Here is a 14,283-nt window from a genome sequence, read left to right as displayed (position 1 = left end):
ACAAACCCGTTGAAGGTTGAGATGCACCTCTCAATTCCGGATAATAGACGCCTTTCGGCTTCCCAGGTTAAAAAATGACCGATTACTTACTTCTCTTTGTTGGCACAGTGCTGGTGAACAACTTTGTGTTGGTCAAATTCCTCGGCCTTTGCCCATTTATGGGCGTGTCAAAAAAACTGGAAACGGCCATTGGCATGGGACTTGCCACCACTTTCGTGATCACGCTGGCGGCGATCTGCGCCTGGCTGGTGAATCACCTCATTCTGGTGCCGCTTGATCTGGTCTATCTGCGCACCCTCGCCTATATTCTGGTGATTGCTGTTGTGGTGCAGTTCACCGAAATGGTGGTGCGTAAAACCAGTCCGTCGCTCTATCGCCTGCTGGGTATCTTCCTGCCGCTGATCACCACCAACTGTGCGGTGCTGGGCGTGCCATTATTGAGCGTTAACCTCAATCACACCTTCCTGCAGGCGGCGCTGTATGGCTTCAGTGCGTCACTCGGCTTCTCGCTGGTGATGGTGCTGTTCGCCGGCATGCGCGAGCGTCTGGTACTGGCGAATGTTCCCGCGCCGTTTAAAGGTAACTCGATTGCGCTGATCACCGCAGGTCTGATGGCGCTGGCCTTTATGGGCTTTACCGGGCTGGTGAAATTCTAATGACCGCGATTTGGATTGCGATTATCGCGCTGGCTGCATTGGGCCTGGTGTTTGGTGCCCTGCTGGGTTACGCCTCACGTCGCTTCGAGGTGGAAGAAGATCCGATTGTTGAGCAGATCGATGAGATTTTGCCGCAGAGCCAGTGTGGTCAGTGCGGCTATCCCGGCTGCCGCCCGTATGCCGATGCGGTGGGTAACAACGGTGAAGCGATCAATAAGTGCGCGCCCGGCGGCGAGCAGACCATGCTCAAGCTGGCCGCGCTGCTCAACGTTGAACCGCAACCGCTCGACGGCGGCGCAGACGTGCTGGAGCCGATACGTACCGTGGCATGGATCGATGAAGAGAACTGCATCGGCTGCACCAAATGTATTCAGGCTTGCCCGGTGGACGCCATCGTGGGTGCCACGCGCGCCATGCACACCGTGCTGAGCGATGTCTGCACCGGCTGCGATCTCTGCGTTGCGCCTTGCCCGACCGACTGCATTGAGATGCGCCCGGTTGCCACCACCACGGCCAACTGGAAGTGGAATCTCGACACCATTCCTGTACGGGTGATCCCGGTAGAAACCCATGCTTAATTTGTTAAACCTGTTCCGCAAAGAGAAGCTGTGGGATTTTCAGGGCGGCATCCATCCGCCTGAGATGAAAACACAGTCCAACGGTACGCCGCTGAGCCAGTTACCCCTGCCTGAGCGCTTTATCATTCCGTTAAAACAGCATATCGGCCATGAAGGCGAGATTTGCGTGGCGCCCGGCGACAAAGTGCTGCGCGGCCAGCCGCTGACCTTTGGCGGCGGACGCATGCTGCCGGTGCACGCGCCAACGTCCGGCACCATCGAAGAGATTGCGCCACACATGACGGCGCACCCTTCTGGCCTCTCCGAGCTGTGCATTTTCCTGCGTGCCGACGGCGAAGATCGCTGGACCACGCTCGATCCGCAGCCCGATTACCGCGCCCTGTCGCGTGAAGAAGCGGTAAAACGCATTCACAATGCCGGCATCGCCGGATTAGGCGGCGCGGGCTTCCCGACCGCCACCAAACTGCGCGGCGGCCTGCGCGGCGTAAAAACCCTGATCATCAACGCCGCCGAGTGCGAGCCGTACATCACTGCCGATGACCGTTTAATGCAGGATTGTGCCGCCGAAGTGTTGGAAGGCTGCCGCATTCTGGCGTGGGTGTTGCAGGCGGAACGCGTGCTGATCGGCATAGAAGATAACAAACCGGAAGCCATTGCCGCGCTGAAACAGGCATTGGGCGGCGATCGTGAATTGCAGATTCGCGTGATTCCTACCAAGTATCCGTCTGGTGGCGCGAAACAGCTGACGCAGATTCTCACCGGCCTCGAAGTGCCACACGGCGGACGTTCCACCGATATCGGTGTGCTGATGCAAAACGTCGGCACCGCGTGGGCGGTAAAACGCGCCATCGTAGACGGCGAACCGATCACCGAACGCGTGGTGACGCTGACCGGCGCAGCGCTGGCGCGCCCGCGCAACGTCTGGGGACGGCTCGGTACGCCGATCAGCCACCTGCTGCAGCATGCCGGTTTTACGCCGGGATCGCGCCAGATGGTGATCATGGGCGGTCCGCTAATGGGCTTTACCCTGCCGTCGCTGAACGTGCCGCTGGTGAAAATCTCCAACTGTATTCTGGCGCCGTCGGCCAGCGAAATGGGCAACGATCAGCAAGAGCAATCCTGTATCCGCTGCAGCGCCTGCGCGGATGCCTGCCCAGCGAAACTGCTGCCGCAGCAGCTGTTCTGGTACAGCCAGGGCGGCGATCACGAAAAAGCACGCGCGCACAATATTGATGACTGCATTGAGTGCGGCGCCTGCGCTTACGTCTGCCCGAGTAACATTCCGCTGGTGCAATATTACCGCCAGGAAAAAGCCGAACTGCGCGCCATCGATCTTGAAGCGAAACGTACCGCCGAAGCGAAAGCGCGTTTCGAAGCGCGTCTGGCACGCCTGGAACGCGAAAAACAGGCGCGTGAAGCGCGTCATGAACAGGCTAAACAGCGCGTGGCGCGTAGCGATCAGGGTGAACTCGACGCCGCCGTGGCACGCGTGAAAGCGCGTCAGGAAAAAACGCCGGAGCAGGATGCTGCGGAACGCGAAGCGCGTCATACACAAGCCTTAGCGCAGCAGGCCGAGAAGCAAGCTGAAACGCAGGCGCTGAGTCGTCAGTCCGGCGATCCGCGTAAAGCGGCGGTGGAAGCGGCAATTGCCCGGGCGAAAGCGAAGAAAGCGGGCGCACCAGCGGCTGACGTCGCGCTTGCCGAGCCGCCAGCTGATGCGCCTGCGGCAGAAGTCGATCCGCGTAAAGCGGCGGTGGAAGCCGCGATTGCGCGTGCGAAGGCGAAAAAAGCTGCCGCTGCGGCAGAACCCGCACCCGCTGAGCCGCCAGCCGTCGCGCCTGCTGCTGAAGTCGATCCGCGCAAGGCCGCCGTTGAAGCGGCGATTGCGCGCGCCAAAGCCAAAAAAGCCGCCGCTTCCGCACAACCCGCTGCACCGGCACCCGCCGAGCCGTCAGCTGATGCACCTGCTGCTGAAGTTGACCCGCGCAAAGCCGCCGTTGAAGCGGCGATTGCGCGCGCCAAAGCGAAGAAAGCCGCGGCTGCCGCGCAGCAGGCTGAAGCCACACCTCCTGAAGTGGAGGCTGCTGCCTCTCCTGACTCCGCCGACCCACGCAAAGCGGCGATTGCCGCTGCGGTCGCCCGTGCCAAAGCGCGTAAAGCGCAGCAGCAGCCTTCGACGACTGAGGATTAAATGGCTTTTCGTATTGCAAGTTCTCCCTATACCCACAACCGCCGCAGCACCGGCAATATCATGCTGCTGGTGGTGTTTGCCGCGCTGCCGGGCATGGCCGCACAATGGTATTTCTTTGGCGTCGGTTTCTTAATTCAGGTTTTGCTGGCCACCGCCACCGCGTGGGCCACCGAAGGGGCGATTCTGCGCCTGCGTAAAACGCCGGTGTTGCCGACCTTATCCGATAACTCTGCCCTGCTCACCGCGTTGCTGCTGGGCATCAGCCTGCCGCCGCTCGCGCCGTGGTGGTTGGTGGTGTTAGGTACCATTTTCGCCATCGTCATTGCCAAACAGCTGTACGGCGGTTTGGGGCAAAACCCGTTTAACCCGGCAATGGTCGGTTACGTGGTGCTGCTGATCTCCTTCCCGGTGCAGATGACCAGCTGGTTGCCGCCCGATAGCCTGCAGGCGATCAAACCCGGCCTGCTGGATTCGCTCAGTATGATCTTCACCCATCACACGCTGGCCGGTGAAACCATGCAGCAGCTGCAGCTCGGCGTTGATGGCGTCAGCCAGGCGACACCGCTCGATACCTTTAAAACCGGCCTGCGTGCTGGGCACAGCGCTGAACAGCTGCTGGCGGAGCCGATCTACAGCGGCGTGTTAGCCGGTGTTGGCTGGCAGTGGGTTAACCTCGGTTATCTGCTGGGCGGCGCGCTGCTGCTGGCAAAGAATGCTATCCGCTGGCACATTCCGGTCAGTTTCCTCGTCTCGCTGGCGTTCTGCGCCACGCTGGGCTGGGTGTTCTCGCCGGAGTCGCTTAACTCACCGCTGATTCACCTGTTCTCCGGTGCCACCATGCTCGGCGCGTTCTTTATTGCTACCGATCCGGTGACCGCCTCCACCACCAATCGCGGCCGCCTGGTTTACGGCGCGCTGATTGGTTTGCTGGTGTGGCTGATTCGCAGCTTTGGTGGCTATCCGGACGGCGTCGCCTTCGCGGTATTGCTGGCCAATATTTGTGTGCCGCTGATTGATTACTACACTCAGCCGCGCGTTTACGGCCATCGCAAGGATTGAAGATGATCGAAGCTATTCGTAAAAATGCGGTGACGCTGGCGGCCTTTGCGGTGATCACCACCGGCGTGACGGCGGTGGTTAACTATGTCACCAAGCCGACGGTGGAGCATCAGACCGCGCTGCAACAGAAAAATCTGTTAGATCAGGTGGTGCCGACCGATCTGTACGACAATCACATCCAGCAAGAGTGTTATCTGGTGACCGATGCGCTGGCGCTGGGCAATGATCGCCCGCACCATCTCTATTTAGCGCGTAAAGGCGATCAGCCGGTGGCGGCCGCGCTTGAGACCACCGCGCCAGACGGCTATTCTGGGGCGATTCAGATGCTGGTCGGTGCCGATTTCCACGGCAAAGTGCTGGGCGTGCGCGTGGTTGAGCACCATGAAACGCCGGGCCTCGGCGATAAAATCGAACTGCGTATTTCAGACTGGATTAACAGCTTCAATGGCAAAGTGATCCACGGCGCGGATGACAAAAATTTTGCGGTGAAAAAAGACGGCGGTGAATTCGACCAATTTACCGGCGCAACCATTACGCCACGCGCGGTGGTCAACGCCACCAAGCGCACCGCGCTGCTGATTGAAACACTGCCAGCGAAGCTTGCTTCGCTGCCTGAATGTGGAGATGCAAATGAGTGAAGCCAAAAATTTACTGGTCGGCGGCCTGTGGAAAAATAACTCCGCGCTGGTGCAGCTGCTCGGTCTCTGTCCGCTGCTGGCGGTGACCTCAACCGCGACCAACGCTCTCGGTTTAGGCCTGGCGACCACGCTGGTGCTGACCATCACCAACAGCGCAATTTCCGCCTCGCGTCGTTGGGTGCCGGCCGAAATCCGTATTCCGATTTACGTGATGATCATCGCTTCAGTGGTGAGCTGCGTGCAGATGCTGATCAACGCCTATGCGTACGGTTTGTATCAGTCGCTCGGCATCTTTATCCCGCTGATCGTCACTAACTGCATTGTGGTGGGTCGCGCCGAAGCGGTCGCCTCAAAGAGCAGCATTCCGCTCTCGGCGCTGGACGGTTTTGCCATCGGCATGGGCGCAACCTGCGCGATGGTAACGCTGGGATCGATTCGTGAACTGATTGGCAGCGGCACGCTGTTCAACGGGGCGGATCAGCTGCTGGGGCCGTGGGCCAAAGCGCTGCGTATTGAAGTGGTGCACTTTGATTCGCCGATGCTGCTGGCGATGCTGCCACCGGGAGCCTTTATCGGCCTTGGCATGCTGCTGGCGGCAAAATACCTGATCGATCAGAAGATGAAACAGCGTGCGGCCACCCGTGCGGCAGCGCCTGAAACGGAGCCGCAAGGCGCAACCGGGAAAGCGGTGTGAATAAAGAGAAACGCGCGCAGATCCTGACGCGCCTGCGTGATGAGAATCCGCATCCGACCACAGAACTGAACTTCAGCACGCCGTTTGAGTTGTTGATTGCGGTGTTACTCTCCGCGCAAGCCACCGACGTCAGCGTCAACAAAGCTACCGCGAAGCTCTATCCGGTGGCGAATACCCCGGCAACGATGCTGGCGCTGGGCGTGGATGGCGTGAAGGAGTACATCAAAACCATCGGCCTGTTTAACAGCAAGGCGGAGAACGTCATCAAGACCTGCCGCATCCTGCTGGAACAGCACGGTGGCGAAGTGCCGGAAGATCGTGCGGCGCTGGAAGCGCTGCCGGGCGTCGGGCGTAAAACCGCCAACGTGGTATTGAATACCGCTTTCGGCTGGCCGACCATCGCCGTTGATACCCATATTTTCCGCGTCAGCAATCGCACCCGCTTTGCGCCGGGCAAGAATGTGGAAGAAGTGGAAGATAAGCTGCTGAAAGTGGTGCCGGCGGCGTTTAAAGTCGATTGCCATCACTGGCTGATTCTGCACGGTCGCTATACCTGCGTGGCGCGCAAACCGCGTTGCGGATCCTGTCTGATCGAAGATCTGTGTGAATTCGACGCCAAAACCGAACTCTGAATCGCGGGCTCTGACACATTTGCTGCGTCACGGCAAATGTGCCCTTTTCAACTGCGCGCACTAAAGCTTCATAGCGGGCCCCGGCCAGCGCACTCGCTGCTGGCTTAAGTGACACGCATTACGCCATAGACAAGCTGCGTATTTAACCTGCGGCGGCCTGCAACCAGGCGACCACCAGCGGCGACAGCCGGTTTTGTAACGCTGCCCGCTCGGACTGGAACAAGGTGGCGACAAAGAACGGGTGATCGGTCAATTCAATGCCGCGCACGTCGCCTTCCATATCCCACGACGTGATCTGCAGATTCTGCGTCGCCAGCGCTGCGCTGAACTCGGCGTTGACGCCAAAGTTGCAGTGATAACCCTCATCGCTCTGTAACGCACCGTAAGCCCGAGCAATACGTGAACCCGGCTGGAAGGTCACGCTGCCACGCTGTTCCACCAGCGAACAGGCCAGTGGCGCAATCACCCAGCGACCGCTGGGATCGGTTTCCGCATGCGCAGCATCTTCCCAGCCCAGCACATTGCGCGCGTACTCAACGATGGCGTACTGAAATCCGCCGCACGAACCCAAAAATGGCTTACCGCTTTCCCGCGCCCAGCGAAGGGTGGCAAACACGCCCGTATCATTGAGATAAGGACTGCCCGGAACCAGCCAAATCGCCTGGTAATCATTGAGGTTGTGCTGATTGAGTTCCGGCGTGGCGATCCAGTCGGCGCTGACGTTGAGTGAAAGGGTTTTTGCAGCGAGTTGTACAGCGGGAGGAATGGCCTGATGCGCAACGGCATTAGCACGGTAATCGCCAATCAGGGCGACACGAATCGACTTCATCATGACTACGTCCTTTCAGGGAAAAAAGGAGGTTACAGCAAAGTTAACCCGCTGTCTAAACGCCTTTAAACGTCGATTTATGCGGCTTTCGTTTCCACGCATTGCGCTTATGGACGCCTTTTTATCTGCCAAATAAGGTGTCAGACCGCGCTAATCTTCGCCAGATGTCAGCTACGCAAACGTTTTCTTCTTTTACCCTGATAATTAATTCGTGGTTTTGTGCGCAGGATCAACTAATTAGCGTTCTGGAATCTTTTGACTGCTTATTACGCTCACCAATCAAGCTGTTGTGCTTATATTGTGCACAACGGCAATAATAATCTCTGTATAAATTATGGTCTTTAGCGTTATGTTCTGATAAATCCGCTCTGAGCAGTTTATATCAGGAAAATGATCTTCACGATCTGCATTTCACCTGTTTATCCTGATATAATGCCCTCAAGCGAGATTTAACACTGATTTACAACTTTGTATAACGGCATTAACCCTACCTATTGCAAGTATTTCAGCGTGCAGAAAATGCTTGCCCTGTTGGACTGATTCAGCCAAATTAGTCGCCGTTTTTCCTTTCTAATAACAATGTTGCGCGGGATTACCCAGCCCGACGCAGACTTAATTCCTGTCGCAAAACAGGCTATGTTAAAACTGAGGTATACGTGTCAACTGCAAACAAACACACTGACGGGGCGCCAAGCCTCAACGCTTTTAAGCAACCGAAAGCGTTTTATCTGATCTTCTCCATCGAACTGTGGGAACGTTTTGGTTACTACGGCCTGCAAGCCATCATGGCGGTTTACCTGGTTAAACAGCTGGGCATGTCCGAAGCGGACTCCATTACGCTGTTCACCTCGTTTAGCGCGCTGGTGTATGGTTTAGTCGCCATCGGCGGCTGGCTCGGCGATAAAGTGCTGGGTACCAAACGCGTCATCGTGCTCGGCGTAATGGTGCTGGCGCTGGGTTATGCGCTGATTGCCTTCTCCGGCCATGACACCTCAATGGTGTATATCGGCATGGCGACTATCGCGGTAGGTAGCGGTTTGTTTAAAGCTAACCCGTCTTCCCTGCTGTCGACCTGCTACGAGAAAGATGACGCGCGCCTCGACGGTGCCTTCACTATGTTCTACATGTCGATCAACATCGGTTCGCTGTTCTCGATGATGCTGACGCCGTGGCTGGCCGCGAAATATGGCTGGGGCGCCGCGTTCTCGCTGTCGGTTGTCGGTCTGGTGATCACGCTGCTGAACTTCCTGTTCTTCCAGCGTGTCGTGAAAAACTACGGATCCAAGCCGGATTTTGCCCCGCTGCAGATGGGTAAACTGCTGATGACGCTGATTGGCGTGGTAGCACTGATTGCGCTGGCGGCTTGGTTGCTGCATCACCAGAGCATCGCACGTATGACGCTGGGCGTCATCGCCGCAGGTATCGTGGTGATCTTCGCTAAAGAAGCCTTCGCGCTGAAGGGGGCCGCACGTCGTAAGATGATCGTGGCCTTCCTGCTGATGGTTGAAGCGATTGTGTTCTTCGTGCTCTACATGCAGATGCCGACCTCACTTAACTTCTTCGCTATCCGCAACGTTGAGCACGCGATTCTCGGCATCACCTTTGAGCCGGAGCAGTTCCAGGCGCTGAACCCGTTCTGGATTATGCTGGCAAGCCCGATTCTGGCCGCGGTGTACAACAAGCTTGGCGATAAAATGCCGATGCCACACAAATTCGCCTTCGGTATGGTGCTGTGTTCAGCGGCCTTCCTGGTGCTGCCGTTTGGTGCCAAATTTGCCAACGAAGCCGGTATCGTCTCAGTGAACTGGCTGATCCTTAGCTATGCGCTGCAGAGCATTGGTGAGCTGATGATTTCCGGTCTGGGCCTGGCAATGGTGGCACAGCTGGTACCACAACGTTTAATGGGCTTCATCATGGGTTCGTGGTTCCTGACCACCGCGGGTGCGGCAATGATTGCCGGTAAAGTCGCGAACCTGATGGCGGTGCCAAATGATGTGACCGATCCACACACGTCACTGGCGGTCTACAGCCATGTATTCCAGCAGATTGGTATCGCCACCGGCGTGATCGCCCTGCTGATGTTAATCACCGCGCCACTGCTGAACCGCATGACGCAGGATGATAGTCAAACTGAACTGAAACGCGCCAGCGCCAATCAGTAAGCAGAAAGCCGGGCGTGTCCCGGCTTTTTTCTACCGACTATTTCGCCGCCATTCACATTTCCTTTAACGATTTCTGCTACCCACACTTCGCTTTTTGCTCGCTTAACTTCATGATGTCGGCTCACTGTTAATCTGAGTGGAATAAGCATGGACAGGTTTGATGAGCTTGAGGTATTTGTCGCGGTTATCCAGCAAGGCAGTTTGGCCGGTGCCGCACGTTTGTTACAGCGATCGCCACCGGTGATCACGCGCACCCTCAACACTCTTGAAGCCCGCCTCGCCACCACTTTGATTGAACGCACCACGCGCCAGCTGGCACCCACCGAAGCTGGCTGGCAGCTGTTTGAGCAGGCACAGCGCGTGCTGAGCGATTATCAGCGCGCCATCGACAGCGCTCACCACAGCGGCCTGCATGGCTTGCTGCGTTTAACCGCGCCGGTGCAGTTTGGTCGTCGCCACGTCATGCCCCTGGTGAATGCCTTCCTGCAACAGCATGCGGAGATGCAGATTGAAGTGGTGCTCAGCGACAGCTATCAGGACCTGATCGAAAACGGCCTCGATATCGCGCTGCGCATTGGTGCACTGCAGGACTCTTCGATGGTGGCGCGTCAGGTTGGCACTGTGCGTTCAACGCTGGTTGCCAGCCCCGACTATCTGCAACAGGCTGGCACGCCTGTTCATCCCACTGAACTGACTCAACATGCGTTAGTGACGAGCTTGCGCCATACGCGCGAGTGGCGCTTCGCTCACGACCTGCGCGTGCGCATCACGCCGCGTCTGCGGGTTAATGACGTGGAGAGCCAGCTGGAAGCGCTGCGCAGCGCACACGGCATCGGACGGCTGCTGTCGTATCAGGTTCTTGACGATATCCACAGCGGGAAACTGCTGCGCTTGCTGCCAGAATGGGAACCCGCGCCGCTTCCGGTGCAGTTAGTGACCCAGCGTGTGAAGAATATGACGCCTAAAGTGCGGCAATTTTGGGCTTTTGCGCTCGAAAAGCTGCCGTTACTACCATGCTTTGCTGAATAAACCTGAACGGTGACCGCAATTCCTGATCGCAGTCACGGGTAAATATCCCTGGCAGACTTATACTGCTTTGATCACCACAACACTTAAGGAGAAGCCATGATGAAACTCTATTGTAAGCCCGGTGCCTGTTCGCTATCACCGCATATTGTCGCGCTGGAATGCGGACTCGACTTCACCCAGGTGAACGTGGACCTGCAGAAGAAAGTGACCGAGCAGGGAGAAGATTACTGGCAGATTAACCCGAAAGGACAAGTGCCGGCGCTGCAGTTTGACGATGGCAGCATCCTGACCGAAGGCGTGGCGATTGTACAATATCTGGCGGATCTTAAGCCGGATCGCCACCTGCTGGCACCGACCGGCAGCCTGACGCGCTATCACACGCTGGAGTGGTTGAGTTTTGTCAGCAGCGAACTGCACAAAAGTTTTAGCCCGCTGTTCCGTCCGGATACGCCGGAAGAGTACAAAACCATTGCCCGTGCGCAGCTGGAGAAAAAGTATCAGCAGGTGAATGAGGCGTTGCAGGATAAACAGTGGCTGCTGGGATTACGCTTTACCGTTGCCGATGTGTATCTGTTCGTGGTGACGCGCTGGGCTAAAGCCATCAAGCTGGATTTAGCGGGGCTGGATGCGCTGGAAGCCTGGTTTAATCGGGTTGCAGAGCGCCCAGCGGTGCAGGCGGCATTGAAGGCGGAAGGTTTGGTTTAATCCGGCGCTATTCTTCGTCGGGTCGCTATCAGTGCGTACGCCCCAGATCGTTGGATCGTCATTCATGGTGAGCTGAATGGCAGGTGCGCAGGACTGCGCACCTCACGGGGAATTTACAGCTTTTCAGCGGCGAAATGCTGTGTCGGCTTGGCAATCGCATCCTGCGCGGCCACCAACTGCAATTCGTACTCGCCCATTTCGTGGGTTTTCAGCATCACTTCATAAACCGCCGCGGTGATGTGCTCGAGCGCATCCTGCAGCGACTTGCCGTGCAGCAGATCGACCAGCAGCAGACCGCTGGTGAGATCGCCCACGCCAACCGGCTGACGCACGCCAAAGTCCACCAGCGGACGGCTGATGTGCCAGCACTCATCGGCGGTCACCAGCAGCATCTCAAAACGATCGCTACGACGTCCGGCACGCGCCAGATGTTTCACCAGCACCACTTTCGGGCCTTTGCTAATCAGTTCTCGTGCCGCAACCACCGCTTGCTCGACGTTGGCCACTTCATGGCCGCTGAGCATCTCCAGCTCCAGCAGGTTCGGGGCGATGATGTCACTGGCGGGCAACGCCATTTTACAGTGAAACTCCGCCACGCCCGGCGCCACGATGCAGCCTTTCTCCGGATGGCCCATCACCGGATCGCAGAAGAACCACGCATGCGGATTGGCTTCTTTCACCAGACGCACGATCTCCAGAATCTGTTCGCCCTGCTCCGCCGATCCCAAATAGCCGCTCAGCACCGCATCACAGGTTTTCAGGCGGTCAACTGCCGCAATGCCTTTAACGACGTCGGTCAAATGCGTGGCGGGCATCACGGTGCCGGTCCAGTGTCCATATTGAGTGTGATTAGAAAATTGCACGGTATTCAGCGGCCAAACGTTTGCGCCCATGCGGCGCATCGGGAATTCGGCAGCGCTGTTACCGGCGTGTCCGTAAACAACGTGAGATTGAATTGCGAGAATATTTTTCATTTTGCCCTGTACTGCTGTCTTGCCATAAAAAAGGGCCGGAAGCCGGCCCTGAACGCTTACTGCCAGTTAATCAGGCAGTAATGTTTTTTACCGCGACGCAACAACGTAAAACGTCCAAACAGTTTATCGCTGTCGCTGAAACGGTACTCCGCATCTGACTGTTTTTCGCCATTCAGCGATACCGCGTTAGAACCGATCATGGTGCGAGCCTGGCCGCGTGATGGCACCAGCTCAGCCGCCACCAGCGCCTGCTGCAAATCGTCTTCTGCCGTCAGCGTGATGGTTGGCATGCCGTCCTGCGCCAGCTGCTCGAAGTCCGCTTCGGTCATCGCGCTCAGGCTGCCGGAGAACAGGCTCTCGGTGATGCGTTTTGCCGCAGTTAAGCCGCTTTCGCCGTGCACCAGACGCGTCACCTGCTCAGCCAGCACGTATTGCGCGCGTGGCGCTGTGCCGCTGTTTTTGTCTTCTTCTTCCAGCGCATTGATCTCTTCAATGCTCATGAAGGTGAAAAACTTCAGGAAACGATATACGTCGGCATCCGCAGTGTTGATCCAGAACTGGTAGAACTTGTATGGACTGGTTTTCTTCGCATCCAGCCACACTGCGCCACCTTCGGTTTTACCGAACTTGGTGCCGTCAGACTTGGTGATCAGCGGTACGGTCAAGCCCCACGCCTGCTGCTGATGCAAACGACGCGTCAGATCGATACCGGAAGTGATGTTGCCCCACTGATCGGAACCGCCAATCTGCAGCACCACATCGTGACGCTTGTTCAGCTCCGCAAAGTCATAACCCTGCAGCAGGTTGTAGGAGAACTCGGTGTAAGAGATGCCCTGATCTTCGCGGTTCAGACGCTGTTTCACCGCTTCGCGGTTGATCATCTGATTCACAGAGAAGTGCTTACCGATGTCGCGCAGGAAGGTCAGCACGTTCATGCCGCCAAACCAGTCGTAGTTGTTCGATGCAATCGCGCTGTTGTCGCCGCAATCGAAGCTGAGGAAAGGCGCGACCTGGTTGCGGATCTTATCCACCCACTCGCCAACGGTTTCAGCGGTGTTAAGTTTACGTTCTGCTGCTTTAAAGCTGGGATCGCCAATCAGACCGGTGGCACCACCCACCAGCGCGACCGGCTTGTGTCCGGCATCCTGAAAACGTTTCAGGCAGAGCAGCGGCACCAGATGGCCCAAATGCAAGCTATCAGCGGTAGGATCGAAGCCGCAATAGAGTGCAATTGGCCCTTGCGCCAGTCGCTCTGCTAACGCTTCTTCATCCGTTACCTGGGCGACTAAGCCCCTTTCTTGCAATTGTTGTATCAGGTTACTGCTGGTCATCACTGACTCCAAATTGATCAGACTGCACCTAGGCTGGTACACAGCTTTCCGCTGACGTGCGGAGACGAAAAAAAAGAGGGCTATAGCATAAAGCGCTGACGCCAACTGCGCCAGCGTTGAAAGGGGATAAAACGCAGTTTTACGGGGCTAAACGGTCAATCGACCAGCCATTGTCATTACGCTGGTAGAGGAAGCGATCGTGCAGACGATGTTCGCCGCCCTGCCAGAACTCCACGGTGTGGAATCTGACACGGTAGCCGCCCCAGAAACTCGGCAGCGGCACGTCGCCCTGCTGGAATTTCTGTTTGAGTTCGAGGAACTTGCCTTCCAGCACGCCGCGCGCCGAGATGCGGCTTGATTGCTTCGACACCCATGCGCCAATCTGGCTATCACGCGGGCGGCTGCTGAAGTACTTCAGCACCTCCAGCGGCGACAGTTTTTCCACTTCGCCCAGCACCATCACCTGACGCTCAAGGAAGTGCCATGGAAAGTGCAGCGAAATACGCGGATTCTCTGCCAGCTGCAGCGCCTTGCGGCTGCCGAGATTGGTATAGAACACCATGCCTTGCTCATCGTAATGCTTCAGCAGCACAATGCGCTGATAAGGTTGGCCGCTGCTGTCAACGGTGGCGACCGTCATTGCCGTCGGATCCGGCAACTGCGCGGTGCAGGCCTGCTGCAGCCACTGCTCAAACAGCGCCAAAGGGTTATCGGGCAGATCTTTACGTCGCAGCCCGCCGCGGGTGTATTCACGACGCAGATGGGCAATATGTTGCAAGCTGTCACTGTCGCTCATGCTGTTTCT

14 protein-coding genes are annotated in these 14,283 nt (G+C 57.3%); 10 read left to right on the top strand and 4 right to left on the bottom strand.

The annotated features are described in order from the left end of the window. Window positions 1-74: 74 nt before the first annotated feature. Genes rsxA through nth form a run of 7 tightly spaced genes read left to right on the top strand, consistent with a single transcriptional unit; the run spans window position 75 to window position 6,448 of the window. Complete coding sequence (gene rsxA / locus ACYAC5_RS09060; protein ID WP_101764524.1) at window positions 75-656, top strand: electron transport complex subunit RsxA; 582 nt, start codon at window positions 75-77, stop codon at window positions 654-656. Then, the gene (gene rsxB, locus ACYAC5_RS09055) at window positions 656-1,234 is read left to right on the top strand and encodes an electron transport complex subunit RsxB (protein ID WP_110866053.1); all 579 of its coding nucleotides are present in this window, start codon (window positions 656-658) and stop codon (window positions 1,232-1,234) included. The genes rsxA and rsxB overlap by 1 nt, the downstream gene beginning before the upstream one ends. Beyond that, complete coding sequence (gene rsxC, locus ACYAC5_RS09050; RefSeq protein WP_309834820.1) at window positions 1,227-3,425, top strand: electron transport complex subunit RsxC; 2,199 nt, start codon at window positions 1,227-1,229, stop codon at window positions 3,423-3,425. Before rsxB ends, rsxC begins: the two co-directional genes overlap by 8 nt. After that, on the top strand, window positions 3,426-4,484 hold the full coding sequence (rsxD, locus tag ACYAC5_RS09045) for an electron transport complex subunit RsxD (protein ID WP_110866051.1): 1,059 nt from the start codon (window positions 3,426-3,428) through the stop codon (window positions 4,482-4,484). A gap of 2 nt (window positions 4,485-4,486) precedes the next feature. Beyond that, window positions 4,487-5,122 (top strand): electron transport complex subunit RsxG, encoded by a 636-nt coding sequence (rsxG, locus tag ACYAC5_RS09040; RefSeq protein ID WP_101764528.1) that lies wholly within the window; start codon window positions 4,487-4,489, stop codon window positions 5,120-5,122. After that, a complete protein-coding gene (locus ACYAC5_RS09035; protein ID WP_110866050.1) occupies window positions 5,115-5,816 on the top strand; it encodes an electron transport complex subunit E in 702 nt (233 codons plus the stop codon). The genes rsxG and ACYAC5_RS09035 overlap by 8 nt, the downstream gene beginning before the upstream one ends. Then, a complete protein-coding gene (nth, locus tag ACYAC5_RS09030; RefSeq protein WP_101764529.1) occupies window positions 5,813-6,448 on the top strand; it encodes an endonuclease III in 636 nt (211 codons plus the stop codon). Before ACYAC5_RS09035 ends, nth begins: the two co-directional genes overlap by 4 nt. 142 nt (window positions 6,449-6,590) lie before the next feature. Here the strand turns inward: nth and ACYAC5_RS09025 are convergent, their stop codons facing one another. Further along, a complete protein-coding gene (locus ACYAC5_RS09025) occupies window positions 6,591-7,280 on the bottom strand; it encodes a CTP synthase C-terminal region-related (seleno)protein (protein ID WP_312465189.1) in 690 nt (229 codons plus the stop codon). Between the two features lie 653 nt (window positions 7,281-7,933). On the opposite strand from ACYAC5_RS09025, the gene dtpA reads away from it, so the two are divergent. The 3 genes from dtpA (at window position 7,934) to gstA (ending at window position 11,173) form a co-directional block, all read left to right on the top strand. Next, window positions 7,934-9,439 (top strand): dipeptide/tripeptide permease DtpA, encoded by a 1,506-nt coding sequence (dtpA, locus tag ACYAC5_RS09020; RefSeq protein WP_101764531.1) that lies wholly within the window; start codon window positions 7,934-7,936, stop codon window positions 9,437-9,439. A 147-nt stretch (window positions 9,440-9,586) separates the two neighbouring features. Then, entirely contained in the window at window positions 9,587-10,468 is an 882-nt protein-coding gene (locus ACYAC5_RS09015; protein WP_192411927.1) for a LysR family transcriptional regulator, read from the top strand. A gap of 99 nt (window positions 10,469-10,567) precedes the next feature. After that, window positions 10,568-11,173, top strand: coding sequence for a glutathione transferase GstA (gstA, locus tag ACYAC5_RS09010; protein WP_192234504.1), 606 nt, complete (start codon window positions 10,568-10,570; stop codon window positions 11,171-11,173). Between the two features lie 113 nt (window positions 11,174-11,286). Here gstA and pdxY read toward each other — a convergent pair whose 3' ends face one another. The 3 genes from pdxY to pdxH form a co-directional block, all read right to left on the bottom strand. Further along, window positions 11,287-12,147, bottom strand: a complete 861-nt coding sequence (gene pdxY, locus ACYAC5_RS09005) for a pyridoxal kinase PdxY (RefSeq protein WP_192411928.1) — start codon at window positions 12,145-12,147, stop codon at window positions 11,287-11,289. A 56-nt stretch (window positions 12,148-12,203) separates the two neighbouring features. After that, window positions 12,204-13,478 (bottom strand): tyrosine--tRNA ligase, encoded by a 1,275-nt coding sequence (tyrS, locus tag ACYAC5_RS09000; RefSeq protein WP_192411929.1) that lies wholly within the window; start codon window positions 13,476-13,478, stop codon window positions 12,204-12,206. A 139-nt stretch (window positions 13,479-13,617) separates the two neighbouring features. Continuing rightward, a complete protein-coding gene (gene pdxH, locus ACYAC5_RS08995) occupies window positions 13,618-14,274 on the bottom strand; it encodes a pyridoxamine 5'-phosphate oxidase (protein WP_101764536.1) in 657 nt (218 codons plus the stop codon). Between the last annotated feature and the right edge of the window lie 9 nt (window positions 14,275-14,283).

The organism is Pantoea sp. y20 (genome assembly GCF_054903455.1).
The sequence above is the reverse complement of the archived record's forward strand: the minus strand, read 5'-3'. Positions and strand labels throughout refer to the sequence as shown.

Excerpts from the sequence above, each read along its gene's own strand:
- rsxA (WP_101764524.1), top strand. The coding sequence starts at position 75 with ATGACCGATTACTTACTTCTCTTTGTTGGCACAGTGCTGGTGAACAAC.
- ACYAC5_RS09015 (WP_192411927.1), top strand. The coding sequence starts at position 9,587 with ATGGACAGGTTTGATGAGCTTGAGGTATTTGTCGCGGTTATCCAGCAA.
- pdxH (WP_101764536.1), bottom strand. The coding sequence starts at position 14,274 with ATGAGCGACAGTGACAGCTTGCAACATATTGCCCATCTGCGTCGTGAA.
- tyrS (WP_192411929.1), bottom strand. The coding sequence starts at position 13,478 with ATGACCAGCAGTAACCTGATACAACAATTGCAAGAAAGGGGCTTAGTC.
- rsxD (WP_110866051.1), top strand. The coding sequence starts at position 3,426 with ATGGCTTTTCGTATTGCAAGTTCTCCCTATACCCACAACCGCCGCAGC.
- ACYAC5_RS09035 (WP_110866050.1), top strand. The coding sequence starts at position 5,115 with ATGAGTGAAGCCAAAAATTTACTGGTCGGCGGCCTGTGGAAAAATAAC.
- rsxC (WP_309834820.1), top strand. The coding sequence starts at position 1,227 with ATGCTTAATTTGTTAAACCTGTTCCGCAAAGAGAAGCTGTGGGATTTT.
- gstA (WP_192234504.1), top strand. The coding sequence starts at position 10,568 with ATGAAACTCTATTGTAAGCCCGGTGCCTGTTCGCTATCACCGCATATT.
- rsxG (WP_101764528.1), top strand. The coding sequence starts at position 4,487 with ATGATCGAAGCTATTCGTAAAAATGCGGTGACGCTGGCGGCCTTTGCG.
- ACYAC5_RS09025 (WP_312465189.1), bottom strand. The coding sequence starts at position 7,280 with ATGATGAAGTCGATTCGTGTCGCCCTGATTGGCGATTACCGTGCTAAT.
- rsxB (WP_110866053.1), top strand. The coding sequence starts at position 656 with ATGACCGCGATTTGGATTGCGATTATCGCGCTGGCTGCATTGGGCCTG.
- pdxY (WP_192411928.1), bottom strand. The coding sequence starts at position 12,147 with ATGAAAAATATTCTCGCAATTCAATCTCACGTTGTTTACGGACACGCC.